The sequence below is a fragment of the Nonomuraea helvata genome (assembly GCF_039535785.1).
Classification (GTDB): Bacteria; Actinomycetota; Actinomycetes; order Streptosporangiales; family Streptosporangiaceae; genus Nonomuraea; species Nonomuraea helvata.
This window is the reverse complement of sequence record NZ_BAAAXV010000001.1, coordinates 2,408,478-2,433,133: the sequence shown is the minus strand read 5'-3', so window position 1 is coordinate 2,433,133 and position 24,656 is coordinate 2,408,478. Positions and strand designations below refer to the sequence as shown.

The window sequence follows — 24,656 nt, the reverse complement described above, 5'->3', positions numbered from 1 at the left end:
TTGCCCCTAGGTGATGAGAGCGCGGTCCCTTCCGAGGTGGTGGCCGCGCAGGTCGTTCACCGTGCCCGGCGCGGGGGTCTCGGAGACGTCCTGGGCGATCTCCACGTTGATCGAGATGGGGGTCAGCGCATGGACGGCCTGCTGGATCCTCGACTTCCACATGGGGTTGCGGACCAGGCTCGCCCGGCTGAACGTGACCGTCAGCGTCGCCGTGTCCAGCGTCCCCTGCCGGCTGATCGTCAGATCCCAGCCGGCCACCCCGTCGATCTTCGACAGTGCCTTCTCGATGCGCGGCAGCGCCAGCCACACGCCTCTGACCAGCACGTGATCGCCCACCGTGTGGGCGGGCGCGGGTATGCCGGTGCCGCCGAGCCGGGTGACCAGGCCGGTCCTGAGCACGGCGTCGCCGGGCGGCGGGGCGACGATCAGCTCGGCGAGCTCGGCGGCGGGATCGGGGGCGTCGTCCTTGGTCAGCGACGCCACGCGCAGGACGCCGTCCGCGAGAGGCGTGAGCGGGTCCTCCTCCGAGGCCCGCCACGCCAGGGCGCCGCCGGTGAACGGGCCGGCGAACACCTCCGTCACCCTCGACTCGAACTCGCCCGCCAGATGGCCCATCGTCCGCGTGGAGGCGATCTCCCCGGTCAGGATGATGTTCCGGAGCCCGAGGTCCAGCGGGTCCAGCAGGAACTCCAGGTGCAGCCTGGCCAGGAGGTCCATCGCGCCCGTGGGGGTGATGACCAGGGTGGTCGCCTTCAGCGCGGTCAGCGCGTGGTGCAGGCGCATCCGGCCGCGCGGGCCCACGTCCGCGGCGGCGCTCGCCACGTCCGCGGCGGCGGCCGCCCAGAGCGCCCCCGCGGGCTCGGCGAGGGCCACCACGACGCGGTCGCGCGCGCCCACGCCCGCCTCGCGCAGTGCCTGCGCGGTCAGGCCGTGGTCCTGAGGCTCCAGCCGGACGGCGCTCGACACGTCGGGGGAGACGAGCAGGAGCCCGGTGGCGGCGTGCGCGGCGGCCCCGAGATCGTCACGGGTGAGCCAGAGGGTCATCAGACCACCACTTCCGTCATGAACAGGGTCATGGAGTCGCACACCCGGTCATGGGTCAGGCCGCCGACCTGCGCCTGGATGATGAGGTCCGTCGCGCCCGCCTCGGCGATCCTGGCCACGGCCTTGCGCGAGCCCTCCACGTCGTCCACCACCACCATCAGGTTCTCGCGCAGCGTGGCCATGGACTCCTCGGGCGGCAGCCCGGCCGCCAGCTGCCCCAGCACCCGGTGCGTGGCGTGGCGGGCGTCGTAGTAGTCGGGTGGGGTGACCAGGTTGACCTGGCGGCGGATGTACCACAGGACGGCGTCGGCGGCCGTGGCGGTCGCCTCGTCGCGGGTCGGGGCGACGTACCAGGGGATCATCAGCGCGACGCGCCGGCTCGCCGGGTCGAAGCCATGCTCAGCCAGACATTCTCGATACTTCGCGATATCGGCGGCCACGTCGTCGATGCCCTTGAGCATGGTCATGCCGAGCAGGTTGTACCCGTGCCTGGCCGCCGCCAGGTATCCCTCCAAAGAGGTCGACGCCACCCATACCGGGGGGTGGGGCCGCTGGACCGGGCGCGGGTAGACGGCCACATCGGGGATCTCGAAGAACTCGTTCGACCGGCTGACCGGCTCGCCGTCGGACTGCCAGATGGCCAGCGTCGCCTCCAGCGAGTCCTCCCAGATCTGCCGCGACTTCTCGAACGGCCGCTGGAACGCCTGGTACTCCAGCGGGGAGGCGCCCCGTCCCGTCCCGAACTCGACCCGCCCGCCGCTCAGCACGTCCAGCGTGGCGACGCGCTCGGCCGTGCGGATGGGGGACTGGAACGGCAGCAGCACCACGCCGAGCCCCAGGTGGATGCGCTCCGTGCGCTGTGAGATGGCGGCCAGGACCAGGTCAGGCGCGGAGGAGTGGGAGAAGCCTCTGGTGAAGTGGTGCTCCACGAACCAGGCGGTGTCGAAGCCCAGGCGGTCGCCGAGCGCGACCTGCTCGACCACGTTCCTGAACGCCTGCTGCTCCACTTCGCGGGTGCGCCCGCGGACCTCCAACTCATACCCCAGGCTGATCCGTAGGGACGTCATCGCGCCTCCGGCGAAGTAGTGAACCAAGCGCTCGCTTGGTAGAGCGTATCAGCAGCGAACACTTGCGGGAAGGGCGCGGACCCGATCAGAGTGGATGCCTGTGAAGCGAAAGCACGTGCTGCGGCGGCCGAAGGACGGCTTGAATCCGGACGCCGACGACGACTTCTCGCTCACCAGTGCCCGCAGGTATGAGGCGTTCGGCCGGGTGATGGCCGCGCTCGCCACCGAGGCCGACTTCATCGAGTCGTGCCGCGATCTGACCTGGTGGCGCGGGTCCGACCACAGCTGGCACATCGAGTGGCGCGACGGCCCCTACGCGTCCGAGGTCGCTGCCCTGCTCACCGACCAGGTTCGCGACCCCGAGCACGACGGCCCCCTCGTCACCGAGGCCGGCCCGGGGAACGGCGGGTCGGCCGTGCTCGACGTGATGGGGGTGCGGTTCGAGCTGCGGGCGATCGACCCGATGGGGCGGGCCACCGTACGGGAGCGCCCCGGGCTCTGGCGCCTGGCCGAGGCGCTCGACACCACGCGCCGCACCAACACCCGCCACCCATGGGAGGAACTCCTCGGCGGTTAGCCTCTTGAAGGGACCTCGGCCGACGTGCGGCGGGCGGTGCTACCCGAGGGCGTGGGCCACCAGGCGGGCGCGGTGGGCCTGCGGCGGCCCGAACAGCTGCGCGTCCGAGGTCGCCCGTTTGAGATAGCGGTGCGCAGGATGCTCCCACGTGATGCCGATCCCGCCGTGAATCTGGATGTTCTCCCCCGCCACGGCCAGATACGCCTCCGTGCAGTACGAGCCCGCGATCGCCGCGAACATCTCGTCGCGGGCCGCCGCCCCGGCCGCCGACCGGGCCGACTCCACCAGCAGGAGCAGGTCGGCGAGCTTGTGCTTGATCGCCTGGAACGACCCGATCGGCCGCCCGAACTGCTGACGCCGCTTCGCGTGCTCGACCGCCGTCTCCAGGCACCGCCGCGCCCCGCCCACCTGCTCGGCGGCCAGCGCCGCGATCCCGAGGTCGCGCACGCGGGCCCACGACGCGCCGTCGCCGAGCCGCCGTACCGGGGTGCCCTGGAAGGTGAGCTCCTGCAGCGGCCGGCTCTCGTCCATGGTCCGGTACGTCCTGCGCCGCGCCGGCACGGCCGCCACCAGCAGCCCGTCCACGTAGAGCAGCACCAGCTCGCCCGCCATCGCGTACGGGACGACGCCAGTGAGCAGGCCGGACTCCAGCCGGAGAGCCCCGTCGCCCGGCAGCACCACGGTCGCCGTCACCGAGCCGTCGGCCAGGGCCGGGAGCAGGTGGAACGCCTCGCACGACATGAGCGCCTCGACCGCCATCACCGCCGTCTGCAGGAACGGATGCGGCGACAGGGCCCGGCCCAGCTCCTCGGCGACGGCGGCCGTTTCGGCCGGACCGCATCCCGCCCCGCCGTGCTCCTCGGGCACGAGCAGCCCCGCGACCCCCACGTCGCGCGCGAACGTCCGCCACGGCGCGTCCGGCCGGTCGGCGAGGTAGTCGCGGACGACGGCGCCGAGCTCATCGGGGAGGGCCATGAACGCCATGCTAACCAAGCGTTTGCTTGATTTGGTAGTGTGATGACCGAAATTTGCCGTTTCTGTACGATCACATAATCTGACAGAGGTCAACCCAAGGAGCGGCCCGGGGTACGGCCGACCAGGGAACTCTCTGATGAACGACACCAGCATCGACTATGCCGACCTCGCCGAGTACGACCGGCGGCAGCTCTGCATCGAACGCCATCTCCTGACAGCCTTCCTCGGAGGACTCGCTGTCGGGCTCGTCGGCATGTTCCTCGCCGGCAAGGGGCCCGGATGGATCGGCCAGATCTATGACCCGTACGTCTATCTCGCCCTGTCGCTGGCCGTGGGCGCGACGGCGTCCGGGTTCGGCTGGGCGCTGCTGACGACGTTCCTGGCGGCCGCCTCCACGCTGGTCGCCGCGATGGGCGCGGGCGCGCTCAGCGGCGGCCCGGCCTTCGACGTCATCGGCGGCAGCGCCGCCGGGCTCAACTGGACGATCGGCCTGCTCGTCGGCCTGGGCCTGCTGGCCTACGCCACCCGCAGGCACGACGCCTGGGGCGACCTCGCGGCGGGCGCGGTCGGCGTCGCGCTGATCGCGGACGTGATGGACCGGGCGACCCCGGGGTTCATCGACAGCGACCGGTCGTTCTGGCCCGGTCCCGCGGTGGTGGTCGGTCTGCTCTCCGTCGCGCTGGTGTTCCTGCTGCGCAGGAAAGCGCGGGGCCGGGCGCGGGCGCTCACGCTGTCGGCGGTGTTCGCCGGGGTGTTCGCGGCCTGTCTGGCCGCCATCCTGTCCGGCTGGATTCCCCCGACTGTCTGAGCGCGGCGGATAAGCCCGAGCGCTGTGCCGCTCCGAGTCGATAGCCTGTAATCCTTCACATCCAGGTTCGAGCAAGGAGTAGCCGTGTTGCTGCGCATGTCGTCGTTGTTTCTTCGCACCCTGCGGGACGACCCGGCAGACGCGGAAGTGCCGAGCCACAAGCTCCTGGTCCGCGCCGGCTACGTCCGCCGCGTGGCGCCCGGCATCTACTCCTGGCTGCCTCTCGGCAAGATGGTGCTGGAGAACGTCACCAGGATCGTCCGCGAGGAGATGAACCGGATGGGCGGCCAGGAAGTGCTCTTCCCCGCCCTGCTGCCCCGCGAATACTACGAGGCCACCGGCCGCTGGACCGAGTACGGCGACAACATCTTCCGGCTCCAGGACCGCAAGGGCGCCGACTACCTCCTCGGTCCCACCCACGAGGAGCTCTTCACCGACATGGTCAAGGGCGAATACTCCTCGTACAAGGACTATCCGGTCACCCTCTACCAGATCCAGACGAAGTACCGCGACGAGGCACGGCCGCGCGCGGGGATCCTGCGCGGGCGCGAGTTCCTCATGAAGGACTCGTACTCGTTCGACCTCGACGACGACGGGCTCAAGCACTCCTACGAGCGGCACCGCGACGCGTACATCCGCACCTTCGACCGGCTCGGCATCAACTACAAGATCGTGTTCGCCCAGTCGGGGGCGATGGGCGGGTCGGCGTCGGAGGAGTTCCTGGCGCCCACGCCCACGGGCGAGGACGCGTTCGTGGCCTGCCACGCGTGCGGCTACGCGGCCAACGCCGAGGCCGTCGTCACGCCCGCGCCCGCCGCCCGCTCGTTCGACGACGCGGCGCCGCTGCAGGTCCTCGACACGCCCGACACGCCGACCATCGAGACGCTGGTGTCGTACGTCAACGAGCACCACGGCCTGTCCGTCACCGCCGCCGACACGCTCAAGAACGTCGTCGTCAAGGTCTCCACGCCGGGCTCCGACAAGGTCGAGACCCTGGTCATCGGCGTGCCCGGTGACCGCGAGGTCGACTTCAAGCGCCTGGAGGCCGCGCTGTCGCCCGGCGAGCCCGCCATCTTCGAGGCCGCCGACTTCGCCAAGCACCCCGGCCTCGTACGCGGCTACATCGGGCCGCAGGTCCTGCGCTCGCTCGGCATCCGCTACCTCGTCGACCCCCGGGTCGTCACCGGCACCTCCTGGGTGACCGGGGCCAACGAGCCCGGCAAGCACGCCGCCAACGTGGTGGCGGGGCGCGACTTCACCCCCGACGGCACGATCGAGGCCGCCGAGGTGCGCGCCGGCGACCCCTGCCCCCGCTGCGGCTCCGAGCTCTCCATCGACCGCGGCATCGAGATCGGCCACATCTTCCAGCTCGGCCGCAAGTACGCCGACGCCGCCGGCCTCGACGCGCTGGGCCCCGACGGCAAGCCGATCCGGATCACGATGGGCTCCTACGGCATCGGCGTCTCCCGCGCCGTGGCGGTCATCGTCGAGCAGGCCCACGACTCGCTCGGGCTGGTGTGGCCGCGCGAGGTGGCGCCCGCCGACGTGCACATCGTCGGGACCGGCAAGGAGAACCAGGTGGAGGCCGCCCTGGAGCTGGGCGCTTCCCTTGAGTCGCGCGGGCTGCGGGTCCTGGTGGACGACCGGCCGTCGGTCTCGCCCGGGGTGAAGTTCAAGGACGCGGAGCTGCTGGGAGTGCCCACGATCGTGGTGGTGGGACGCGGGCTGTCGCAGGGGGTCGTGGAGCTTCGGGACCGGGTTTCCGGGGAGAAGGCGGAGATTCCGCTCGCCGAGGCCGCCGACCGCATCCTGGCCGCCATCGGCTGACACACCGCCTACGGGGCCCGGCCGGCGTACTCGACGCCGCCCGGGCCCCGCGCGCTTGCACGCGCTGCCGGCCCTTCTCGGGCGTGCTCGACGCCGGCTGGCCCCTGTGGGTCTGCATGCTCCCGGCCCTTCTTGGCGTGCCGGGTGGCGCCTCGAAGACGCTCTACGAGATCGAGTAGACCCCTAGCGTGGCGAAGGTCAGGATGGCGGCCGTGAGGAGGGCGGTGGGGACGGAGAGGAGCTTCACCCAGACCCGGATCAGCGGCAGGTTGAGCACCAGCAGCATCACGTTCCCGATGCAGAGGCTGGCGATCAGCGTCCACACCAGCACCGGCTGCTGGTCGAAGAGCTGCGGCCCCGGTTGCACATTGTAGATCTGGAACGCGATCAGCAGTATGCTGCCCGGCCCCGCGCCCGTGCTTCCAAGGGAACGCCGGCCGGAGTGCGGTGGTGCAACGCCCCAACGCCTCTCTCGGCCTCCGAAGGATCGCCGGCCGGAGTGTGTGGGGGAGGCCTATCCGCCGCTCGATGTCGCCGAGGGGGAGGGCGCCGGCGGTGGGGCGGCCGCCGCCGGCATGCCGGGGAAGGCCGCGGGCTGGGCCGGCCGGAAGGCGTACGAGCGGGTCACGGCCTCCTGCATGGCCAGCGCGGCATAGCGCCGCAGCGTGACGTCCTGCGCGGCGGCCAGCTCGAGATAGGCGGCCGTGACGCCGCTCTCCAGCTGCACCGCCAGCTTGACGGCCAGCGACTGGTCGGCGGGGAAGAACGGCAGCGCGTAGGAGGCGTCGGGCTCGGCAGGCCGGCCGCCCCGCGCCGTGATGAACGCGCGCAGCTGGTCGCGGCGCGCCCGGTGAGCGTCGAAGGCCGCGCTCATCCGGGCCCGCAGCGACCCCGACGTGCGCGCGCCCAGCAGCCCGTACGCGAACAGGGCCGCGTGCTCGGCCGCCAGCGCCTTGCGTAGTTTCTCGATGTCGTCGGGGCTCACAGCGACCTCGGCAGGGCGACGGCGTGGGCGGCCTCGCAGGCCCCGATGCTGGCGATCAGCTGCGCCACCCCGGGCGAGACGCCGGCGAGCTGCCGGACCCGTAGGGCGGCGGCCTTGCGTTCCAGATCGCGCAGCCCCGACAGCGACGGCTTGGGAGTGGCGGCGGCCGAGGGGGTGACCGGCGGCGAGGACGAGGCCACGGTGACGTATTTGCGCAGCTCGTTCACATGCGCCTGGTGGCGGTCCCGGAACGGGACCAGCTTCTGCGCCCCGCCCGAGATCAGCGAGGAGTAGAGCGCGATCGTCCGCTCCTTCTCCGCGATCAGGCCTTTCAGCAGGACGGTCTCCGGGGAGTCGGAGGCCTTCGCGGACGGCTGAGGCGGGCCGGACGTGCTGCAGGCGGTGAGAGCGGCCGCTCCGCCCGCCAGCAAGACTCGCCGGGAGAGGTGACGCGGGCGCACGGCGCTAGACCTCCAGTGACTGTGGCGCAGACCGACAAGAAAGCCACGCATGGACCGCCGCCCTGCTGCCGCGCCTCAGGCATGCCGCAGCGGCAGGCCATTCGGCGGCTTTCTCATCGGTAGCATCGTACGGGCTAGTGCCCGGGATCGCTGTCAGGCGACGCTCCGCCATTCGACCACGACGAGTGGCGCTCTTTCCGTGCCCTCATACAGATAGGGTGTCAACTGTCGTCGCTGGCTGGGCAGCCGGACGACGGGAGCCAGAGGCGAGGTCCGCCCGGCTGAGACATGACAATAGGGGAGGTCGATATGGGCAGCGCATCACCCCGCGACCACCTGATAAAGCTCCTTGAGCCCGTGGTCAGCGCGGAGGGCCTCGACCTGGAGGACATCACGGTCACCCAGGCGGGCAAAAGGCGGTTGCTACGCGTGATCGTCGATCGCGACGGCGGCGTGAGCCTCGACGACGTGGCAGAGGTGAGCCAGGCCGTCTCCACGGCCCTGGACGGCGACGACTCGATGGGCCAGTCGGCCTACACGCTGGAGGTCTCCTCGCCGGGCGTCGACCGCCCGTTGACGGAGCCGCGCCACTGGCGCCGGGCGGCCAAGCGGCTGGTGAAGGCGGAGACGAAAGACGGCGCCGTGGTGGAGGGCCGCATCGTCGCCGCGGACGAGGCCGGTGTCGACCTCGATGTCGAGGGCAGCGTACGCAGGCTTGATTACGAGGACCTGACCCGGGGACGGGTACAGGTGGAGTTCCGCCGGATCGACGACGTCGACGGCGACGAAGGCTAGGGGGGAGCCGTCGTGGACATCGACATGAGCGTCCTGCGCAGCCTGGAGCGGGAAAAGGACATCTCCTTCGACCTGGTCGTCAAGGCGATCGAGGACGCGCTGCTGATCGCCTACTTCCGCACCGAGGGTGCCGCGTCCAAGGCGCGCGCCGAGCTCGACAGGAGCAGCGGACACGTCACGATCTGGGCGGCCGAGCTCGACGAGGACGGCGAGGTCGCCAGGGAGTTCGACGACACACCCAGCAACTTCAGCAGGATCGCCGCCACCACCGCCAAGCAGGTCATCCTGCAGCAGCTGCGCGACGCCGAGGACGAGATCAACTTCGGTGAGTTCGCCAGCCGCGAGGGCGAGCTGGTCTCCGGCGTCATCCAGCAGGGCAAGGACCCGCGCGTGGTGCTGGTCGACCTCGGCAAGATCGAGGCGGTGCTGCCGCACGCCGAGCAGGTCCCCGGCGAGGAGTACGTGCACGGCGAGCGCATCCGCGCTTACGTCGTCCAGGTGAAGAAGGGCCACAAGGGCCCCTCGGTCACCCTCTCGCGCACGCACCCCGGGCTGGTGAAGAAGCTGTTCGCGCTGGAGGTGCCCGAGATCGCCGACGGCACCGTGGAGATCGCGGCGGTGGCGCGCGAGGCGGGCCACCGTACGAAGATCGCGGTCAGGTCGCGCAAACCGGGCGTCAACGCCAAGGGCGCCTGCATCGGGCCGATGGGCTCGCGCGTCCGCAACGTGATGACCGAGCTGCACGGCGAGAAGATCGACATCATCGACTGGTCGGAGGACCCGGGCGAGTTCGTGGGGAATGCGCTGTCGCCGGCCCGTGTTTCCCATGTCGAGGTGCTCGATCTCGAGGGACGCGTCGCGCGGGTGACCGTGCCCGACTACCAGCTCTCGCTGGCCATCGGGAAAGAGGGGCAGAACGCCCGGCTTGCCGCGAGACTCACCGGGTGGCGGATCGACATCCGGCCGGACACACAAGCCGAAGATGCCGCCGGTTCCGTAGATGCGTCAACACGGTAAGCTGGAATATGGTGGCCAAGCGGTCCCACAGCGCACCTGTGTGGGCTGCAGGGTTCGCACGGCTAAGTCCGAGCTGCTCCGCCTGGTTCGGGTTGAGGATCATGTGGTCCCTGACCTGCGAGGACGGCTTTCCGGCCGCGGTGCATCGCTGCATCCGTCCGTGAGCTGTCTGGAGCTTGCCGAGCGGCGCCGAGCGTTCCCGCGCGCTTTTCGCGTGCCGGGGCCGCTTGACGTCTCGCGTGTGCGAGCGCACCTGGAGGGAGACACCGAAATGTCATGTAGGACGCCGAGTTGATGGGCGGAGTCAGATTGCTATGAGCGCCTGATGAGCACGCGGCGATGAAGACGTCAAGGTAGCGACGGTCCGGACGGCATAGCCAGCCTCCCGGGCCGAGTAAGGGAGTGCAGTGGCGAAGGTCCGGGTATACGAGCTCGCTAAGGAGTTCGGCGTAGAGAGCAAGGTCGTCATGGCCAAGCTCCAAGAGATGGGAGAGTTCGTCCGCTCGGCGTCCTCGACCATCGAGGCGCCGGTGGTCCGCAGGCTCACCGAAGCTCTGGGCGCATCGAAGGGTGGGCCCTCCAGGGGCGGCGGACAGCCGTCCAACAAGCCGCAGCCGCCGAGGGCTGCGCCTCGGCCGGCGGAAAGCCAGGCCGGTAACGGCGCCGCGCAGGCGCCGGCCCCCTCAGCCCCACGTCCGGGTCCGGGTCCCAAGCCTGGTCCGCGTCCTGGCCCCGCGGGCGGCGGTCAGCCGCGCCCGCCGGTGCCCATGCCGCACCAGCCGCAGCAGCAGCCTGAGGCCGCTCGCGGTGAGGCTTCCGGGGCTCCGCAAGCACGATTCGAGAGCGGCGCGCCCGCGCGCCCGGCTCCGGCTCCGGGTCCGCGTCCCGGCCCCGGTGGCGCCCGCCCCGGCCCCAGGCCGGGTCCCGCGGCCCGTCCCGGGCCCTCGGGCGGCGGCGACCGGAGCGACCGCGGTGACCGCGGCGACCGGCAGGCACCGCGTCCTGGCGCGCCCACCGGTGGCGGCCCGCGTCCCGGCCCGGGTCCCAAGCCCGGCCCGCGCGGTCCGCGTCCCGGCAACAACCCGTTCTCCTCGACCGCCAGCGGCATGGGCCAGTCCCGTCCGCCGCGTCCTGGCGGTCCCCGCGACGGAGGCGGCCCCGGCCAGCGCGAGCGTCGCGACGGCCCGCCGCGTGACCGTGAGGGTGCGGGTCCCCGTCCGCCGCAGGGCCGTGGCGACGCCGGGCCCAGGCCCGGTCCGCGTCCCGGCCCGCCCGGTGCCGGTGGTCCGCGTCCTGGTCCCGGTGCGGGCGGTCCCCGTCCCGGTGGTCCGCGTCCCAACCCGATGATGATGCCGCAGGGTCGTCCTGCCGGTCCCGGCGGCGGTGGCCGTCCGGGTGGCGGTGGCGGCGGTGGCGGTCGTCCCGGCGGTGGCGGCGGTGGCCGTCCCGGTGGCGGCGGCGGTCGTCCCGGCGGTGGCGGCGGCTTCGCCGGCCGTCCCGGTGGTGGCGGCGGCACCGGTCAGCGCACCGGCACCGGCGGTCCCGGTGGTGGCGGCGGTGGCTTCGGCGGCCGTCCCGGCCCCGGCGGCCGTGGCCGTGGTGGCGGCACCGCGGGTGCCTTCGGGCGTCCCGGCGGCCGTCCGGCTCGCGGGCGCAAGTCGAAGCGGCAGAGGCGCCAGGAGTTCGACAACATGTCGGCGCCGGCGATCGGCGGCGTGCAGGTCGCTCGTGGCAACGGCGCGACGATCCGCCTTCCGCGCGGCGCGTCGCTGTCCGACTTCGCCGACCGCATCGGCGCGAACCCGGCCTCGCTCGTGCAGATCATGCTGCACCTCGGCGAGATGGTGACCGCGACGCAGTCGGTGAGCGAGGACACGCTGCAGATCCTCGGCACCGAGCTGGACTACAACATCCAGGTCGTCAGCCCGGAGGAGGAGGACCGCGAGCTTCTCGAGGCCTTCGACATCGAGTTCGGCGAGGACGAGGGCGACGAGGCCGACCTGGCCGCGCGTCCGCCGGTCGTGACCGTCATGGGTCACGTCGACCACGGTAAGACCAAGCTGCTCGACGCCATCCGCAAGACCAACGTGGTGGCGCGCGAGGCGGGTGGCATCACCCAGCACATCGGCGCCTACCAGGTCTCCGCCGAGCACGAGGGCGAAGACCGGAAGATCACCTTCATCGACACCCCGGGTCACGAGGCGTTCACCGCCATGCGTGCCCGAGGCGCCAAGTCCACCGACATCGCGGTGCTGGTGGTCGCGGCCGACGACGGTGTGAAGCCGCAGACGATCGAGGCTCTCAACCACGCCCAGGCGGCCGACGTGCCGATCGTGGTCGCGGTCAACAAGATCGACAAGGAGGGCGCCGACCCCAACAAGGTCCGTGCCCAGCTCACCGAGTACGGTCTGGTGGCCGAGGAGTACGGTGGCTCGACCCTGTTCGTCGACATCTCGGCGAAGAACGGCACGGGCATCGACAACCTCCTCGAGGCCATCCTGCTGACCGCGGACGCCGAGCTCGACCTGCGGGCCAACCCGACGATGGACGCCCAGGGCATCGCGATCGAGGCGCACCTCGACAAGGGCCGCGGCCCTGTCGCGACCGTCCTGGTCCAGCGCGGCACGCTGCGCGTCGGCGACTCGATCGTGTGTGGCGAGGCCTTCGGCCGCGTCCGCGCGATGCTCGACGACAACGGCGACGCGGTCGAGGAGGCCACGCCGTCCCGTCCGGTCCTGGTGATGGGTCTGACGGCCGTGCCGAGCGCCGGTGACAACTTCATCGTGGTCACCGACGACCGGATGGCCCGGCAGATCGCCCAGCAGCGCGCGGCGCGCAAGCGCAGCGCCGACATGGCGAAGTCGAGCCGTCGCCGCACCCTCGAGGAGCTGTTCAGCGACCTCGAGAAGGGCCGCGTCGACGAGCTCAAGCTCATCATCAAGGGTGACGTGTCCGGTTCGGTGGAGGCTCTGGAAGACGCCCTGCTCAAGATCGACGTCGGCGACGAGGTCAGGCTCCGTGTCCTGCACCGCGCGGTCGGCGCGATCACCGAGTACGACGTCAACCTGGCCGTCGCCGACGACAACGCGGTCATCATCGGCTTCAACGTCCGCCCCGAGCCTCGGGCGCGCGACCTGGCCGAGCGCGAGGGCGTCGACATCCGCTACTACTCGGTCATCTACCAGGCGATCGAGGAGATCGAAGCGGCGCTCAAGGGCATGCTCAAGCCCGAGTTCGAAGAGGTCCAGATGGGCACCGCCGAAGTCCGCGAGGTCTTCAAGGTGCCGAAGATCGGCAACGTCGCCGGTTCGCTGGTCCGCTCCGGCGTGATCGTCCGCAACAGCAAGGCCAGGCTGATCCGCGATGGCGTCGTCATCGCCGACAACCTGACCGTCTCGTCCCTGCGTCGCTTCAAGGATGACGCGACCGAGGTCCGCGAGGGCTTCGAGTGCGGTATCGGTGTCGGTTACAACGACATCCGGATCGACGACGTGATCGAGACGTTCGAGATGCGGGAGAAGCCGCGCGTGTGACGCGCGGCCGGGCGCCCGGCGGGACATCCGCCGGGCGCTTCTCGCACGCCCAGGCCTGGTCCCCACCGCAGCAGGCCGGTCGTGCGTTCACACCAGGTCAAGCGGTGGTTGCCAACGATGTATGTGGGTGCTCTGACCCTGGACATCCTGCTCGGCGACGTCAGGTCGCTGAAGCAGAAGCGCTCTGTCGTACGGCCGCTGATCGCCGAGCTGCAGCGCCGTTACCCCAGCATCGCGGTGGCTGAGACCGGCCATCTCGACCTGCACCGCAGGGCCGAGGTCGGCATCGCCGTGGTCTCCGCCTCCGCGGGAAACTGCAAAGAGGTGCTGGACGCCTGCGAGCGGATGGTGGCCTTCCGCCCTGAGATCGAGCTGCTGTCCGCCAGGCAACGGCTCTACAACGACGAAGATTGAACGACTGCACGGCCAGGTCGTGCGTGAGGGGGAGCGAACATGGTGGATGCCGCACGAGCGCGCAAGCTCGCCGACCGCATCCAGCAGATCGTCGCCGAGATGCTGGAACGCCGGATCAAGGACCCGCGCCTGGGCTTCGTCACCGTGACCGACGCCCGTGTCACGCCCGACCTGCGCGAGGCCACGGTGTTCTACACGGTGTTCGGCTCCGAGGCCGAGCGGGCCGACAGCGCGGCCGCCCTCGAGAGCGCCAAGGGGATCATCCGCTCCGAGGTGGGCCGCCAGACCGGTGTCCGCTTCGCCCCGACGCTGACGTTCAAGCACGACCCGCTGCCTGACAGCGCGCGCCACCTCGACGACCTGATCCTCGCCGCCAGGGCGCGGGACGCCGAGGTCGCACGGCAGGCGGAGAACGCTGCCTACGCCGGTGAGGCCGACCCCTACAGGAAGCCCGACGAGGGTGAGGACGACGAGGAGTGACGCCCGACGTACGCGACAGGGCCGGCCGTCCGCACCGCGCGAACTCCCGGACAGGCACGGCGGTCCCTGAGGCCGCCTGGGACCGCGCGGTGCGGCTGATCGGCCAGGCCGAGGAGATCGCGCTCGCCTGCCATGTCACACCGGACGGCGACGCGCTCGGCTCGATGCTGGCCGTCGGGTTCGCGCTGCGGTCGATGGGCAAGCGGGTCGTGGCGTCGTTCGGTGACCATCACTTCGTGGTGCCACGCCTGCTGCGGTTCCTGCCCGGGCAGGAGATGCTGGTGCCGCCGGAGGACTATCCGGCCGCGCCCTCGCTGATGATGACCTTCGACGCCTCGACGTTCGAGCGCCTGGGTCTGCTGCGCGACAACACCGCCAGGGCGCGCGAGGTCATCGTGCTGGACCACCACCCCTCCAACGAGGGGTTCGGCACGCTCAGCCTCATCGACTCCACGGCGGCCGCCACGGCCATGCTGGCCGAGCAGCTCATCTACCGGCTCGGCGGGCGGCTCGACCGCGACATCGCCACCTGCCTGTACGCGGGGCTGGTGACCGACACGGGGTCGTTCAGGCACTCGTCGACGACGCCCGCCGTGCACCAGATGGCGGGCAGGCTCGTCGCGACCGGGCTGCGTACCGATGAGATCGCCCGCGAGCTGTGGGACCGCTCGCCGTTCGGTTACCTGAAGGTGCTGGCCGCCGCGCTGGACCGGGCGGTGCTGGAGAGCGGGCTGGTGTGGACCTACGTGACGCGGGTCGACCGGGCCGCGCAGGGGCTGCCGTACGCGGAGCTGGAGGGCATCATCGACATCGTGCGGCGTACCGACGAGGCCGAGGTCGCGGTCGTGCTCAAGGAGGACGACCACGGCCACTGGCAGGTGTCGACCCGCTCCAAGGGCAAGGCGGACGTGGGAGCCGTGTGCGCGGCGCTGGGCGGCGGCGGGCACCACAACGCGGCCGGATACACCTCGTACGACAGTGTGGAGAAGACGATGGCCGCGTTCCGGCGCGAGCTGGGGAAGGTCTGATGGCCGAGAGCGGTTTGATCATCGTCGACAAGCCGGGCGACTGGACGTCCCACGACGTGGTGGCCAAGATGCGGCGCATCGCTGGCACCCGCCGTGTGGGGCATGCGGGCACGCTCGACCCGATGGCGACGGGCGTGCTCGTCGTGGGTGTGGAGAAGGCCACCAGGCTGCTGGGGCACCTGACGCTGACCGAGAAGGTGTACGAGGCCACGATCCGGCTCGGCGTGAGCACGAACACCGACGACGCCGAGGGCGAGGTCACCGCCTCGGCGCCGGCCTCGGGAGTGACCGCCGCCGAGATCCACAAGGGTGTCGCCGCCCTGACGGGCGAGATCATGCAGGTCCCGCCGCAGGTGAGCGCGATCAAGGTGAACGGGCAGCGCGCCTACAAGAAGGCACGCGCGGGCGAGGAGGTCGAGCTGCTGGCCCGGCCCGTCACCGTGCGGACGTTCGAGGTGCTCGACATCCGGGCCCACGATGACGTCGTCGACGTCGACGCGGTGGTGACCTGCTCCAGCGGCACCTACATCCGCGCGCTGGCCCGCGACCTGGGGGCGGCGCTCGGCGTCGGGGGACATCTGACGCGGCTGCGGCGCACCCGCGTCGGGCCTTACGACCTGTCGCTGGCCAGGACCATCGAGCAGCTCGCCGAGGAGTGCCTGATCCTGCCCATCGGCGAGGCGGTGGCGGCGGCGTTCCCGCGCCGCGATGTGACGGCCGAGGAGGCGCGGGTCATCGGGCATGGAGGGCGCCTGGGCGCCGTCGGGCTGGGGAAGGGGCCGATCGGCGTGTTCGGGCCCGAGGGTGAGCTGCTGGCGCTGATGGAGGAGCAGGGCCGGGTGGCCAAGCCCATCGCCGTCTTCGTCCCCTAGGCGGGTCTGCGGGCGACGATGATGTCGCGGACGATCGCCTGGTCCACCCAGTGCTCGAAGTCGGGGTAGTCCATCACCTCGAGCCCCGCCCCGGTGAGGATCTGGGCCAGCTCGGAGCTCTTGCCCCCGTAGGTGTTCCAGGAGATGCCCATCGCGCCGCCCGGACGCAGCAGCTCGGCCCAGACCGGCACGGCCTGCCTCAGCAGCTCCAGAGGGCTCCGCGACAGCCCGCTGCCGCCCTTGCTGCCGTGCTGGACGCCGTAGGGCGTGTCGGTCACCAGGACGTCGAACGAGCGCGGCTTGAAGAACTCCCTGCTCTTGAGCGTGTCGGCGTTCACCATGGCCAGGTGCTGCACGTCACCGGCCTTGACGGCCTCCTTCGACAGCCCGAACGTCACGTTCAGCCGCCGTCCCACCAGGGCCCGCTCGCGCCGCACCGGCACGGTCTCGGCGGTGTGCTTGAGCCGCTTGTTACGCAGCCACGTCTTGATGAACCCGGCGTAGGCCTCGAAGTCCTTGCCGTCGACGTCGAGCCCGTAGGCGTCGTAGCCGTACATGAGGGCCTGGTTGAGCGTCGTGCCGCGCCCGCACAGCGGGTCGAACACCGCCAGCCGCTCGCCGAGGCCCTTGTCGCCGGCCAGCGCGGTGACGTTGAGGAGCAGCTTGGTGAAGTGCTCGTTGGTCTTTCCCGCGTACTTCTGGATGGTGATCAGGTCGGTGCTCAGCCGGTCGAGCGAGCTCATCGTGAGCGGCCGGAGCAGCGTACCTTCGATGCCAAAAATCGCATAAACAGAGGAAAGATTGGACAAAAGCGAGATATCCGACTCGCTCAGGTCCGCTGACGTCTCGAACGTCACATACGGCACACCGCCGATGGTGGTCTCCGCGCTGTCCACCACCTTGCCGCCCAGCCCGCGCGCGTCGAACACGGCCAGCTCGTTCCGGGTCAACCGGACGGAGCTCTCCCCGTAGACCCGGTTGAATGCAGGCAGGATCAGAAGCGCGTAACGAGGCATGATGCCCGATCCTATCTCCATCAATTGGAAGGAATACTGGCACGCGTGGCAGGCTTGTCTCGGATTGATCCGCCACAAGCGAATGGGGCCTAGCGTGCAGGGTTCGGGAAGGTCTGTCGTCACCATAGGCGTGTACGACGGGGTCCACCGCGGGCACCAGCGGGTGGTCGAGCGGGCCGTCGCCGTCGCCCGTGAGCGGGGGCTGCGCAGCGTGGCCGTCACGTTCGAGCCGCATCCCGAGGAGGTGGTGCGGCCCGGGTCGCACCCCCAGCGGCTCACCAGCCCGCGGCGCAGGGCCGAGCTGCTGGCAGGCCTGGGTGTGGACGAGATCGACGTGGTGGAGTTCACGCTCGACGTGTCGCGGACGGGCCCGGACGACTTCGCCCAGAACGTGCTGGCCGAGCGGCTGCGGGCGGCCGTCGTGGTGGTGGGGGAGAACTTCGTGTTCGGGCACCAGGCGAGCGGCGACGTCGAGACATTGCGGACGCTGGGCGATAAGTACGATTTCGAGGTGGAGATCGTCCCCCTGCTGTCAGAAGGCCTGGACCCCATCTCATCGAGCGCCATCCGCGAACGGCTCGTCGAGGGCGACGTCGAGGGCGCGCGCGAGCAGCTCGGCCGGCCGCACCGGGTGGAGGGCGTGGTCGTACGCGGCTACCAGCGGGGACGCCAGCTGGGCTTCCCGACCGCGAACGTCGAGACGCCGCAGCACACGGCCATCCCGGCCGACGGGGTCTACGCGGGGTGGCTGGAGTGCGTGCCGGTGGCCAACCTGCCCGCGCTCTACGTGGGCGAGCGGTGGCCGGCGGCGATCTCGGTCGGCACCAATCCGACGTTCGAGGGGGTGCCGCGGACGGTCGAGGCCTATGCGCTGGACCGGGACGACCTGGAGCTGTACGGGGTGCACGTGGCGGTCGAGTTCGCCGCCCGCCTGCGCGGCAACACGCGCTTCGAGTCCATCGACGCGCTGATCGCCCAGATCCACGCCGACGTGGAGGCCACCCGCCGCCTCACAAGCTGAGTCGTCCGAGTACTCCACGTGAGGTGGTAACCTTGCATGTCGGCTCTGTAGCGGCGGCGCTGCGCGCTGCCCATGACGGCCTTCACCGCGGCGACTGTAGGCACGCACGGTCGTTCGCACTCTTCATTTCATTCGCGCGTGCCCGTAGCTCAAAGGAGAGCCGTGTCCCTCGACACCGCTGCCAAGAAGTCCATCATCGGCGAGTATGCGACGGCCGAAGGCGACACCGGGTCGCCCGAGGTGCAGATCGCGCTGCTGAGCAAGCGCATCAGCGAGCTCACCGAGCACCTGAAGACGCACAAGCACGACCACCACAGCCGTCGTGGCCTGCTTCTGCTCGTCGGTCGCCGGCGTCGCCTGCTGAAGTACCTGCAGAAGGTCGACATCCAGCGCTACCGGTCGCTCATCGAGCGGCTCGGCCTGCGCCGATAGCATGAAGGGGAGCGGCGAACGCGCCGCTCCCCTTCTCATATGGGTAGAGCCATATGGGTCGGGCGCGTGGCGGTGTGGAAACGCCGTCGCGCCTGACGTACAACTGAAGATCCGAGACACACAGCCCCCGCGTCCGCTCAGCACCATGCGACCCGCGACGCCTGCGGGCCGGTCCTCGGTAGTGGCTTCCGGTAGAACTTGACAGTGACTTGACCGGGCGCTTCGATCGAAGACCGGCGCTGCACCTAACGAGGGTGCCGGTGAGAAAAAGGGCGCGGGAGACCGACCACAAGGAGGTCCCCCGTGGAGGGTGTCCACACCGCTGAAGCCGTCATAGACAACGGCGCATTCGGCACACGCACGATCCGGTTCGAGACCGGTCGTCTCGCGCGCCAGGCGGCGGGCTCCGCCGTCGCCTACCTCGACAGCGACACCATGGTGCTCTCAGCCACCACCGCGTCGAAGGCGCCCAAGGAGAACTTCGACTTCTTCCCGCTCACGGTCGACGTCGAAGAGCGCATGTACGCCGCGGGCCGCATCCCCGGCTCGTTCTTCCGGCGCGAGGGCCGTCCCTCCGAGGACGCGATCCTCACCTGCCGGCTGATCGACCGGCCGCTGCGCCCGTCGTTCGTGAAGGGCCTGCGTAACGAGATCCAGGTCGTCGCCACCGTGATGGCGCTCAACCCCGATCACCTCTACGACGTCGTCGCGATCAACGCCGCGTCGCTGTCCACCCAGCTCGCCGGGCTGCCGTTCTCGGGCCCGATCGGCGGGGTGCGCGTCGCGCTGATCGACGGTCAGTGGGTGGCGTTCCCGACCCATCCCGAGCTGGAGCGGGCCACGTTCGACATGGTCGTGGCGGGCCGCGTGCTCGCCGACGGCGACGTCGCGATCATGATGGTCGAGGCCGAGTCCACCAGGGACACGCTCAAGCTGGTCGCCGAGGGCGCCGTCGCGCCCACCGAGGAGACCGTCGCGCAGGGCCTGGAGGCGGCCAAGCCGTTCATCAAGGTGCTGTGCGAGGCGCAGTCGCGCATCGCGCAGGTCGCCGCCAAGGAGACGGCCGAATACCCCGTCTTCCTCGACTACCAGGAGGACGTCTACAACGCGGTCGAGGCCGCGGTGAAGACGGAGCTGGCCGCCGCGCTGACGATCGCGGGCAAGCAGGAGCGCGAGAACGAGCTGGAGAAGGTCAAGGCGCTGGCCGCCGAGAAGCTCCTGCCCGAGTTCGAGGGGCGCGAGAAGGAGATCTCCGCCGCCTACCGCTCGGTGATGAAGAAGCTCATGCGCGAGCGGGTCATCAAGGAGGGCGTCCGCATCGACGGCCGCGGCACCAAGGACATCCGCGCCCTGTCGGCCGAGGTCCACGTGGTGCCCCGGGTGCACGGCTCGGCGCTGTTCGAGCGCGGCGAGACCCAGATCCTGGGCATCACCACGCTCAACATGCTCCGCATGGAGCAGGTCATCGACACGCTCAACCCTGAGCGGACCAAGCGCTACATGCACAACTACAACTTCCCGCCCTACTCCACCGGCGAGACCGGCCGGGTGGGCTCGCCCAAGCGCCGCGAGATCGGTCACGGCGCGCTGGCCGAGCGGGCGCTGATCCCGGTGCTCCCGACCCGCGAGGAGTTCCCGTACGCCATCCGCCAGGTCTCCGAGGCGCTCGGCTCCAACGGCTCCACCTCGATGGGCTCGGTCTGCGCGTCCACGATGGCGCTGCTGGACGCCGGTGTGCCGCTGAAGGAGATGGTCGCGGGCATCGCGATGGGCCTGATCGGCGAGGGCGACACGTACGTCACCCTGACCGACATCCTCGGCGCCGAGGACGCCATGGGCGACATGGACTTCAAGGTCGCCGGCACCAAGGACGTCATCACCGCGCTGCAGCTCGACACCAAGCTCGACGGCATCCCGGCGAGCGTGCTGGCCGGCGCGCTGAAGCAGGCCAAGGGCGCCCGCCTGGCGATCCTCGACGTGATGCAGGAGGCGATCGCCTCCCCGGCCGAGATGAACCCGACCGCGCCGCGCATCATCACCATCAAGGTCCCGGTCGACAAGATCGGCGAGGTCATCGGCCCGAAGGGCAAGATGATCAACCAGATCCAGGACGACACGGGCGCCGAGATCACCATCGAGGACGACGGCACGATCTACATCGGCGCCACCGACGGCCCGTCCGCAGAGGCGGCCCGTTCGGCGATCAACGCCATCGCCAACCCGCACATGCCGGAGGTCGGTGAGCGCTACATCGGCACGGTCGTCAAGATCGCGGCCTTCGGCGCGTTCGTCTCGCTGCTGCCCGGCAAGGACGGTCTGCTGCACGTCTCGCAGATCCGCAAGCTGCACGGCGGCAAGCGCATCGAGAACGTCGAGGACGTGATGAGCGTCGGCGAGAAGATCCAGGTCGAGATCGCCGAGATCGACGCCCGGGGCAAGCTCTCGCTGGTGCCCGTCGAGGTCATCGAGAAGGAGGCCGCCGAGAAGGAGGCGAAGGCCGTCGGTGGGGCAGCCGAGTCCGACGAGGCTGCGCCTGCTGAGGAGGCCGCCGCCGAGCCGGCCGGCGAGGAGAAGTCGGAGCGGCCCCGCCGCACCCGGACCCGCGTCCGCACCCGCGGCAGCGGCAGCGACGGGGACGACCGGAACTCGTGAGAGATCTGACGAACCTCGGTCGTGAGCCCCTCGCGGAGGGGCTCACGACCGGTCTCACCGGACGACGCGGCGGCACCTCGGAGGCCCTGTGAGTACGACCACGCTGCACCCCGGCAGAGATGGCGCCGGGGTGGTGAGGCGCACCGTCCTCCCCGGTGGGCTCCGCGTGGTGACCGAGACCATGCCGACCGTGCGCAGTGTCGCGGTCGGCATGTGGGTCGGCATCGGCTCGCGCGACGAGGCCCCCGAGCACATGGGGGCCACCCACTTCCTTGAGCACCTGCTGTTCAAGGGCACCCCCACGCGCGACGCGATGGAGATCTCCGCCTCCATCGAGGGCATCGGCGGTGAGATCAACGCCTTCACCGCCAAGGAGTACACGTGCTACTACGCACGCGTGCTCGACGAGGACCTGCCGATCGCTGTGGACGTGCTCGCCGACGTGGTGACCAGCTCACTCGTCACGGAGCAGGACGTCGAGTCCGAGCGCGGCGTGATCCTCGAGGAGATCGCCATGCACGACGACGACCCCTCCGACGTGGTGCACGAGCAGTTCGCCGCCGCGCTCTACGGCGACTCGCCGATCGGCCGGCCCATTCTCGGCACCGTCGACTCGATCAACGCGCTCGGCCGCGACCGGATCGCCGAGTACTACCACCGCTACTACCAGCCTCGCCGCACCGTCGTGTCCGTCGCGGGCAACGTACGGCACGAAGAGGTCGTCGAGCTGGTCACCAGGGCGTATGAGCGGGCGGGCGCGCTGGGCGGCCCCGCCGAGTTCTCCGCGCCGCGCACCAGCGGCCCCGGGGCGGAGACGCGCTCCGGCGTGCGGGTGCTCGACCGGCCGACCGAGCAGGCCAACCTGGTGCTCGGCACGACCGGTCTGTCCCGTACGGACGACCGCAGGTTCGCGTTCGGCGTGCTCAACGCGGCGCTGGGCGGCGGCATGTCGTCCAGGCTCTTCCAGGAGATCAGGGAGAAGCGCGGCCTGGCCTACTCCGCCTACAGCTACACCTCGGCCTACGCGGACACCGGCCAGTTCGGCATCTACGTGGGCTGCCTGCCGTCGAAGATCGACGACGTGCTCAAGATCTGCCGGGACGAGGTGTCCAGGGTGGTGGCCGAGGGCCTGAGCGCCGACGAGATCATGCGCGGCAAGGGGCAGATGCGCGGCGGGCTCGTGCTCGGCCTGGAGGACACCGGCTCGCGCATGTCGCGCATCGGCAAGAACGAGCTGGTCTACGACGAGTTGATGTCGGTGGACGAGGTGCTGTCCCGCATCGAGGCGGTCACCCCCGACGAGATCGACGAGGTGGCCAGGGACGTGCTCGAACGGCCTCTCACGCTCGCCGTGATCGGCCCGTACGGCGACAAGGACTTCTCCGACGCCATTCGATAAGGTTGGCGTGTGATCAGGGTAGGTGTGCTGGGCGCCCGCGGCCGCGTGGGCGTCGAAGTGTGCAAGGCAGTCGAGGCGGCCGCCGACATGGAGCTGGTGGCCGCGCTCGACAAGGACGACTCCATCGAGGGGCTCGAGGGCGCCGAGGTGGTGGTCGACTTCACCCATCCCGACGTGGTCATGGGCAACCTCGAGTGGGCGATCCGGCACGGCATCCACCCGGTGGTGGGTACGACCGGGTTCGACGAGGGGCGGCTGGAGACCGTGCGCGGGTGGCTGGCGGAGTCCCCGGGCAGCCACTGCCTGATCGCTCCCAACTTCGGCATCGCGGCCGTGCTCATGATGCACTTCGCCCAGCAGGCGGCCCGCTACTTCGAGTCCGTCGAGATCGTCGAGCTGCACCATCCCAACAAGGCTGACGCGCCGTCCGGCACGGCTCGGCGCACGGCCGAGCTGGTTGCCGAGGCCCGCGCCAAGGCGGGGCTCGGCCAGATGCCCGATGCCACGAGCACTGCGCTCGACGGGGCCCGCGGGGCCGACGTCGGGGGCGTGCACGTGCACGCGGTGCGGCTGTCCGGGCTGATCGCGCACCAGGAGGTGCTGCTGGGCGGCGACGGCGAGATCCTCACGATCCGGCACGACACGATGAGCAGGTCGGCGTTCACGCCGGGCGTGCTGCTCGGGGTGCGCCGCGTGCGCGAGCTGCCCGGCCTCACCGTGGGCCTGGAGCCACTCCTCGACCTTTGAGGCCGGTGTGCGACCTCTGGCCGCACACGGCGTGCCCACCACCGTACGGTCGTGGGCACGCCGTGAGGAGAGGGTCTCGGCTCCGCACAGCCGAACCTACGAGCACAAACACTAATACGAACGGCGAGATCCGCCTGAAACATGAGATCGTGTCGGCATGGTGCGATGGGCGGAGACGGACGAGCTGTCCGGGCTGGTCGCTGTGGAGCTGGCGGCGGACGGGCTGTTCGAGCAGGTGGGCATCGTCTTCCCGCCCGGCACGACCATGATCGAAGAGGTGGACGATCCCGGAGCCGTCCTGGTGGAGGGCGCTCCTCCGGCCGGGTTCGCGATGATCGGATGGGTGGACGGCAATCTGCACCTGGAGCAGCTGGCCGTGCATCCGCGGAGCATGCGTCAGGGCATCGGCGGGCGGCTGATGGCGGCGGTCATCGACCACGCGGGTGCCGCCGGGGCGCCGGCCGTGACGCTGACGACGTACCGGGACGTGCCCTGGAACGCGCCGTGGTACGCGCGGCACGGTTTCTCGGTGATGCCCGAGGAGGAGTGGGGGCCGGAGCTGCGCGCGGTGGTGGAGCACGAGCGCGAGCTGGGGATCGAGGTCGCGCCCCGCGTGGTGATGCGCCGCTAGCGCCTGCGGTGGGTGGCGAACCAGTCGACGGCGTAGTCCACGGCGGCGATCAGCGGGAACAGACGGGCCTCGGCCGCGCCGACCCGTCCGCGCCGCACCGCGCCGGTCCCGTCGAAGTCCGCGCCCAGAGCCTCGAAGTCGCTCACGTCCACGTCCACGTCCACGAACTCGCACCACCGGGGCCCCTGCCCGTCGTCGACCACGGCGCGGTAGCCGCGCCGCGGCGGGTCGCTGGTGTAGCGGTATTCGGCCAGGTGGAACGCGGTGCACTTGTCGTAGCCGACGCCGAGCAGCAGGATCAGAGCTCCGGCGTCGTAGAGCCGGGCGAGCGGCGAGCGCTCGCCGAGGAGGCAGTCGCGGGCGTGCCCGCCGGTGATCGCCGCAGCCCGTGGTCCGATGGCGGCGAAGGACGTCTGCGGGTGGGCGCTGCGGAGGGCGCCGGGCAAGGTGCGTACGCACTCGGCGATCACGCCCATCGACGTGGACGGAGTGGTACGGGGATCGTAGGCCGGCATCGCGGAGCGGTAGCGGGCGATCTCGTCCGGGCTCATCCCAGCGGTGGCGCCGCGGTAGTGCGGTGAGGTGTCGGAGTTGGCCGAGGTGCCGGTCGGGACGGTGAGAGTGCCGTCGCCGCCGAGCAGTTCGCGCAGCACGGCGACCACTGTGCCGGCGCCGCTCTCGACGTGGCCCAGGCGGCTGAGCGAGGAATGCATGAGCACGACCTGCCCGGGTCCGATCCCCAAGGCGGCGAGGTCGCGTGATAACCGGGCATTGTTGATCATAAGGTGTGAGGTCACCATCCGAGCGGTCATTACTCCTGATCGCCTTATTATGCGATAGTTACCGTAAACAGTGCGATTTGGTCAGTAAACGTA

Annotated in this window: 24 protein-coding genes and 1 pseudogene; 17 read left to right on the top strand and 8 right to left on the bottom strand. The window is 70.5% G+C overall.

Features of this window, described 5'->3' with window-relative positions:
- Window positions 1-6: 6 nt before the first annotated feature.
- Both ABD830_RS11190 and ABD830_RS11185 read right to left on the bottom strand, forming a co-directional pair.
- A complete protein-coding gene (locus ABD830_RS11190) occupies window positions 7-1,044 on the bottom strand; it encodes a hypothetical protein (RefSeq protein ID WP_344986562.1) in 1,038 nt (345 codons plus the stop codon).
- Window positions 1,044-2,111, bottom strand: coding sequence for an LLM class flavin-dependent oxidoreductase (locus ABD830_RS11185; protein WP_344986561.1), 1,068 nt, complete (start codon window positions 2,109-2,111; stop codon window positions 1,044-1,046). The genes ABD830_RS11190 and ABD830_RS11185 overlap by 1 nt, the downstream gene beginning before the upstream one ends.
- Window positions 2,112-2,205: 94 nt before the next feature.
- Between ABD830_RS11185 and ABD830_RS11180 the strand changes: the two genes are divergently transcribed.
- Window positions 2,206-2,688: a hypothetical protein gene (locus tag ABD830_RS11180; RefSeq protein WP_344986560.1), complete on the top strand. Its 483-nt coding sequence runs from the start codon at window positions 2,206-2,208 to the stop codon at window positions 2,686-2,688.
- Between the two features lie 39 nt (window positions 2,689-2,727).
- On the opposite strand, the gene ABD830_RS11175 is transcribed toward ABD830_RS11180, so the two are convergent.
- Window positions 2,728-3,663 (bottom strand): acyl-CoA dehydrogenase family protein, encoded by a 936-nt coding sequence (locus ABD830_RS11175; protein WP_344986559.1) that lies wholly within the window; start codon window positions 3,661-3,663, stop codon window positions 2,728-2,730.
- A 136-nt stretch (window positions 3,664-3,799) separates the two neighbouring features.
- Between ABD830_RS11175 and ABD830_RS11170 the strand changes: the two genes are divergently transcribed.
- Window positions 3,800-4,471 (top strand): hypothetical protein, encoded by a 672-nt coding sequence (locus tag ABD830_RS11170; protein WP_344986557.1) that lies wholly within the window; start codon window positions 3,800-3,802, stop codon window positions 4,469-4,471.
- An 84-nt stretch (window positions 4,472-4,555) separates the two neighbouring features.
- Window positions 4,556-6,298, top strand: a complete 1,743-nt coding sequence (locus ABD830_RS11165) for a proline--tRNA ligase (protein WP_344986555.1) — start codon at window positions 4,556-4,558, stop codon at window positions 6,296-6,298.
- 163 nt (window positions 6,299-6,461) lie between these two features.
- Here ABD830_RS11165 and ABD830_RS11160 read toward each other — a convergent pair.
- The 3 genes and pseudogenes from ABD830_RS11160 to ABD830_RS11150 form a co-directional block, all read right to left on the bottom strand.
- A pseudogene (locus ABD830_RS11160) lies at window positions 6,462-6,713 on the bottom strand (tripartite tricarboxylate transporter permease); the annotation flags it as partial.
- 99 nt (window positions 6,714-6,812) lie between these two features.
- On the bottom strand, window positions 6,813-7,283 hold the full coding sequence (locus ABD830_RS11155) for a ferritin-like domain-containing protein (RefSeq protein ID WP_344986553.1): 471 nt from the start codon (window positions 7,281-7,283) through the stop codon (window positions 6,813-6,815).
- On the bottom strand, window positions 7,280-7,744 hold the full coding sequence (locus ABD830_RS11150) for a hypothetical protein (protein WP_344986551.1): 465 nt from the start codon (window positions 7,742-7,744) through the stop codon (window positions 7,280-7,282). Before ABD830_RS11150 ends, ABD830_RS11155 begins: the two co-directional genes overlap by 4 nt.
- A gap of 309 nt (window positions 7,745-8,053) precedes the next feature.
- Here ABD830_RS11150 and rimP point away from each other — a divergent pair, with 309 nt between their 5' ends.
- From rimP to truB, 8 genes are all read left to right on the top strand, one after another.
- Window positions 8,054-8,539, top strand: a complete 486-nt coding sequence (rimP, locus tag ABD830_RS11145) for a ribosome maturation factor RimP (protein WP_344986549.1) — start codon at window positions 8,054-8,056, stop codon at window positions 8,537-8,539.
- 12 nt (window positions 8,540-8,551) lie between these two features.
- Window positions 8,552-9,556, top strand: a complete 1,005-nt coding sequence (gene nusA, locus ABD830_RS11140; RefSeq protein WP_344986548.1) for a transcription termination factor NusA — start codon at window positions 8,552-8,554, stop codon at window positions 9,554-9,556.
- Window positions 9,540-9,851: a YlxR family protein gene (locus ABD830_RS11135; RefSeq protein WP_344986547.1), complete on the top strand. Its 312-nt coding sequence runs from the start codon at window positions 9,540-9,542 to the stop codon at window positions 9,849-9,851. The genes nusA and ABD830_RS11135 overlap by 17 nt, the downstream gene beginning before the upstream one ends.
- A gap of 112 nt (window positions 9,852-9,963) precedes the next feature.
- Window positions 9,964-13,089, top strand: a complete 3,126-nt coding sequence (infB, locus tag ABD830_RS11130) for a translation initiation factor IF-2 (protein ID WP_344986546.1) — start codon at window positions 9,964-9,966, stop codon at window positions 13,087-13,089.
- A gap of 117 nt (window positions 13,090-13,206) precedes the next feature.
- On the top strand, window positions 13,207-13,503 hold the full coding sequence (locus tag ABD830_RS11125) for a DUF503 domain-containing protein (RefSeq protein WP_344986545.1): 297 nt from the start codon (window positions 13,207-13,209) through the stop codon (window positions 13,501-13,503).
- Between the two features lie 39 nt (window positions 13,504-13,542).
- Window positions 13,543-13,983 carry a 30S ribosome-binding factor RbfA gene (gene rbfA, locus ABD830_RS11120; protein WP_344986543.1) on the top strand — a complete coding sequence of 147 codons (441 nt, stop codon included), beginning with the start codon at window positions 13,543-13,545 and terminating at the stop codon, window positions 13,981-13,983.
- Window positions 13,980-15,011, top strand: coding sequence for a DHH family phosphoesterase (locus tag ABD830_RS11115; protein ID WP_344986541.1), 1,032 nt, complete (start codon window positions 13,980-13,982; stop codon window positions 15,009-15,011). The genes rbfA and ABD830_RS11115 overlap by 4 nt, the downstream gene beginning before the upstream one ends.
- Window positions 15,011-15,883 carry a tRNA pseudouridine(55) synthase TruB gene (truB, locus tag ABD830_RS11110; protein WP_344986539.1) on the top strand — a complete coding sequence of 291 codons (873 nt, stop codon included), beginning with the start codon at window positions 15,011-15,013 and terminating at the stop codon, window positions 15,881-15,883. Before ABD830_RS11115 ends, truB begins: the two co-directional genes overlap by 1 nt.
- Here truB and ABD830_RS11105 read toward each other — a convergent pair.
- Window positions 15,880-16,899: a TRM11 family SAM-dependent methyltransferase gene (locus tag ABD830_RS11105; protein WP_344986537.1), complete on the bottom strand. Its 1,020-nt coding sequence runs from the start codon at window positions 16,897-16,899 to the stop codon at window positions 15,880-15,882. The genes truB and ABD830_RS11105 overlap by 4 nt on opposite strands.
- An 82-nt stretch (window positions 16,900-16,981) precedes the next feature.
- Between ABD830_RS11105 and ABD830_RS11100 the strand changes: the two genes are divergently transcribed.
- The 6 genes from ABD830_RS11100 to ABD830_RS11075 all read left to right on the top strand — a co-directional run bounded on the left by ABD830_RS11100 (window position 16,982) and on the right by ABD830_RS11075 (window position 23,781).
- Window positions 16,982-17,920 carry a bifunctional riboflavin kinase/FAD synthetase gene (locus tag ABD830_RS11100; RefSeq protein WP_344986535.1) on the top strand — a complete coding sequence of 313 codons (939 nt, stop codon included), beginning with the start codon at window positions 16,982-16,984 and terminating at the stop codon, window positions 17,918-17,920.
- A gap of 162 nt (window positions 17,921-18,082) precedes the next feature.
- Entirely contained in the window at window positions 18,083-18,352 is a 270-nt protein-coding gene (gene rpsO, locus ABD830_RS11095) for a 30S ribosomal protein S15 (RefSeq protein ID WP_185071789.1), read from the top strand.
- Window positions 18,353-18,655: 303 nt separating this feature from the next.
- The gene (locus ABD830_RS11090) at window positions 18,656-21,004 is read left to right on the top strand and encodes a polyribonucleotide nucleotidyltransferase (RefSeq protein ID WP_344986532.1); all 2,349 of its coding nucleotides are present in this window, start codon (window positions 18,656-18,658) and stop codon (window positions 21,002-21,004) included.
- A gap of 88 nt (window positions 21,005-21,092) precedes the next feature.
- The gene (locus ABD830_RS11085; RefSeq protein WP_344986531.1) at window positions 21,093-22,403 is read left to right on the top strand and encodes a M16 family metallopeptidase; all 1,311 of its coding nucleotides are present in this window, start codon (window positions 21,093-21,095) and stop codon (window positions 22,401-22,403) included.
- Window positions 22,404-22,412: 9 nt separating this feature from the next.
- Entirely contained in the window at window positions 22,413-23,150 is a 738-nt protein-coding gene (gene dapB, locus ABD830_RS11080; protein WP_344986530.1) for a 4-hydroxy-tetrahydrodipicolinate reductase, read from the top strand.
- Window positions 23,151-23,307: 157 nt separating this feature from the next.
- Entirely contained in the window at window positions 23,308-23,781 is a 474-nt protein-coding gene (locus ABD830_RS11075; RefSeq protein ID WP_344986529.1) for a GNAT family N-acetyltransferase, read from the top strand.
- On the opposite strand, the gene ABD830_RS11070 is transcribed toward ABD830_RS11075, so the two are convergent.
- Complete coding sequence (locus ABD830_RS11070; protein WP_344986528.1) at window positions 23,778-24,563, bottom strand: AAC(3) family N-acetyltransferase; 786 nt, start codon at window positions 24,561-24,563, stop codon at window positions 23,778-23,780. The two genes, ABD830_RS11075 and ABD830_RS11070, sit on opposite strands and share 4 nt — an antisense overlap.
- Between the last annotated feature and the right edge of the window lie 93 nt (window positions 24,564-24,656).